Raw genomic sequence first — 2,703 nt, 5'->3', positions numbered from 1 at the left:
CATCGGGCTCGCGCAGCACATAGCCGCGGCCCCAGACGGTCTCGATGTAATTCTTGCCGCCGGTGGCAACGCTGAGCTTCTTGCGCAGCTTGCAGATGAAGACGTCGATGATCTTCAGTTCCGGCTCGTCCATGCCACCATAGAGGTGGTTGAGGAACATTTCCTTGGTAAGGGTGGTGCCCTTGCGGAGCGAGAGGAGCTCCAGCATCTGGTATTCCTTGCCCGTCAGGTGGACGCGAGCGCCCTGCACTTCGACGGTCTTGGTATCCAGGTTCACCATCAGGTCGCCCGTCGAGATAACCGACTGGGCATGGCCCTTGGAGCGACGGACGATGGCGTGGATGCGGGCCACGAGTTCGTCCTTGTGGAAGGGCTTGGTCATGTAGTCGTCGGCGCCGAAGCCCAGACCACGGACCTTGTCTTCGATGCCCGCAAGGCCCGACAGGATAAGGATTGGCGTCTGCACCTTGGCGACGCGCAGCGTCCGCAGGACCTCATAGCCGCTCATGTCCGGCAGATTGAGATCAAGCAGGATGATATCGTAGTCATACAGTTTGCCGAGATCGACGCCTTCCTCACCGAGATCGGTGGTGTAGACGTTGAAGCTTTCGGACTTGAGCATCAGTTCGATGCTCTGCGCTGTCGCGCTATCGTCCTCGATGAGGAGTACCCGCATTATATTCCCCTTGTCATTCGTTCCTGCTGGAACCCGCGTGATGGGATGACAAGTCCAACCATCACGCTCCAACCCTACTGGATATGACTGAAGCCTAAGCCCAAATAGTTAACAAAGTTTAATTCGCTTCGGCAATACGCAAACGTCGGTAAGACAATTTTAGTTTAAGTTATTGAAATCGCTAAGAAAAATGAATGAAAATTTCTTAAAGTAGTACGTTAAAAAGTACCTACAAGCGATTCAATCGACTCACGCATTTCGTGGATTTCAGGAGTTTGGACGCAAAGCGGTGCCGAGTGGGCAAAGCGCCCCAACGCTCAGCCAATAGCGAAATTCGGTTAATGTTCGGTTATCCTGCGATTCGCGCCGGCTTCGATTCGAGGCAGCGCGTAAACCATATTTGTGTCGGGACGAGGCCGAAATGAAGGCGCTGATATCGGCGATCGATGCCATCGACGATGTCGAGGTTTTTGGCCGCGTCAAATCCGTCCAGGGTCTGCTCATCGAGGTGGTGGGGCCGGTGCGCGAATTGCGCGTCGGTGGCCGCGTCATCATCGAGGGCAGCGATGGCGGACACCTGGCCGCCGAGATCATCGGCTTCCGCGATGGCCATGCGCTCTGCCTGCCTTTTGGCGAATTGGGCGGGGTGCGTCTTGGCTGCAAGGCGGTGTTCAAGCGCCACGATGGCTCAGTCAGTCCCTCCATGGCCTGGCTCGGCCGTGTCATCAATGCCAATGGCGAGCCGATCGACGGCCTCGGCCCCCTGGCGCGTGGTGCCAAATCCTATCCGCTGCGCCAGTCCCCGCTTGCCGCGCATGACCGCGTGCGCGTGGGGGATCCGCTTGATCTGGGCGTGCGCACGCTCAATACCTTCACAACGCTCTGCGAAGGCCAGCGCATGGGCATCTTCGCCGGCTCGGGCGTGGGCAAGTCCGTGCTTATGTCGATGCTCGCGCGCAATACCAATGTCGACGTCTCCGTCATTGGCCTCATCGGCGAGCGCGGCCGCGAGGTGCATGAGTTCATCCAGGAATATCTGGGCGAGGAGGGCCTCAAGCGCGCCGTCGTCGTGGTCGCCACGTCCGACGAAGCCGCGCTCATGCGTCGGCAAGCCGCCTATATCTCGCTCTCGCTTTCCGAATATTTCCGTGACGAGGGCAAGCGCGTCCTCTGCATGATGGACTCCCTGACCCGCTTTGCCATGGCGCAGCGCGAGATCGGTCTTTCCATCGGCGAGCCGCCCACGGCCAAGGGTTATCCACCGACCGTTTTCACCGAATTGCCACGATTGCTCGAGCGCGCCGGCCCTGGAACGCCTTCTACCGGTTCCATTACCGGACTATTTACCGTTTTGGTGGAAGGTGATGATCACAATGAGCCCATCGCCGATGCCGTGCGCGGCATTCTCGACGGGCACATCGTGATGGAGCGCGGTATTGCCGAGCGGGGGCGTTATCCCGCCGTCAACGTGCTCCGGTCCATCTCGCGCACCATGCCAGGGTGCGTACCGGCCGAAGTCAGGCCGGTGCTGGCAAGGGCGCGGGAGCTCATGTCCATATTTTCGGACATGGAGGAGCTGATCCGGCTGGGGGCTTACCGCAAAGGGTCAGATCCGAATGTGGACCGCGCCATCGCCATCAACCCGAAGCTGGAAGGTTTTTTGAACCAGCAGCGGGAAGAGACGTCGACGATCCTCGAGGGCTATCAACGCCTCGCCGAGATCATCGCCGAGGCAGATGGCCAGGTCTGAGGGGAAGCTTGGGGCCTCTCCGGAGACTGACTTGGTGTGTAAGGAGTACAGGTCTTGAAATCGCGCAGTGAGAGCCTCATTCGGCTCAAGAAGTTCAATGTCGACGAAAAGCGCCGGCAGGTCATGCAGATCGAAATGATGGTCGCGGACTTCGAGCGCATGGCTACCGAGCTCGATCAGCAGATCGAGATCGAGCAGACCAAGACCGGCATTTCCGACGTCGCCCACTTTGCCTATTCCTCCTTCGCCAAGGCCGCGCTGCAGCGCCGCGACAAGC

General features: G+C 59.2%; 2 protein-coding genes and 1 pseudogene. 2 read left to right on the top strand and 1 reads right to left on the bottom strand.

Translation table 11 applies throughout. The features are described from left to right. Positions 1-676, bottom strand: a 676-nt coding sequence (ctrA, locus tag J0I64_RS08415) for a response regulator transcription factor CtrA (RefSeq protein ID WP_291407138.1), incomplete at its 3' end; no start/stop codon positions are given. 421 nt (positions 677-1,097) lie between these two features. Here ctrA and fliI point away from each other — a divergent pair. After that, positions 1,098-2,426 carry a flagellar protein export ATPase FliI gene (gene fliI, locus J0I64_RS08410; RefSeq protein ID WP_291407137.1) on the top strand — a complete coding sequence of 443 codons (1,329 nt, stop codon included), beginning with the start codon at positions 1,098-1,100 and terminating at the stop codon, positions 2,424-2,426. Positions 2,427-2,480: 54 nt separating this feature from the next. Then, a pseudogene (locus J0I64_RS08405) lies at positions 2,481-2,703 on the top strand (flagellar export protein FliJ); the annotation flags it as partial.

The sequence above is a fragment of the Devosia sp. genome, from assembly GCF_017307565.1.
Classification (GTDB): Bacteria; Pseudomonadota; Alphaproteobacteria; order Rhizobiales; family Devosiaceae; genus Devosia.
The sequence above is the reverse complement of the archived record's forward strand: the minus strand, read 5'-3'. Positions and strand labels throughout refer to the sequence as shown.

Bases quoted from the DNA above. Each gene is read 5' to 3' on its own strand.
- fliI (WP_291407137.1), top strand. From the start codon at position 1,098: ATGAAGGCGCTGATATCGGCGATCGATGCCATCGACGATGTCGAGGTT.